We start from the raw sequence: 336 nt of genomic DNA, 5'->3' as shown, positions 1-336 counted from the left end.
GGGCATAATCCAAACAGTGGTTTGAATTATATTCTTTGATAATCTGTGCTAATTTTCGAAGAGCAGACAGGGCAAGGGCAGGTTCTTGCATTTCAGTTAATAGGACAGCGTAATTAGTAATCTGGGGAATACTGTCATTAGTATAAAGAAGCTGGTATTGTTCTAAAAGAGAAATCCCCATTTTCATGTGTTTTTTAGCCAGATCAAGCTGTCCGTTTATTCGGTAAAGTCCCCCAAGATTGGAATGGAGGTTGGAAACAAGGTGTGCATTTTCTTTTGTAGTTTCTTTTATTTGAGCAAGTGCTTCTTTTTCTAATTTTATCGCTTTTTCTGTTT

1 pseudogene is annotated in these 336 nt (G+C 36.6%); it reads right to left on the bottom strand.

The features are described from left to right. Positions 1–336: pseudogene (locus tag LJE12_RS21225) on the bottom strand (Archaeal ATPase); the annotation flags it as partial.

The organism is Blautia sp. DFI.6.71, from assembly GCF_020593585.1.
In the GTDB taxonomy this organism is placed as follows: Bacteria; Bacillota; Clostridia; order Lachnospirales; family Lachnospiraceae; genus Blautia_A; species Blautia_A wexlerae.
Note: the sequence above shows the minus strand (reverse complement) of the source record. Positions and strands in the feature narration are given on the sequence as shown.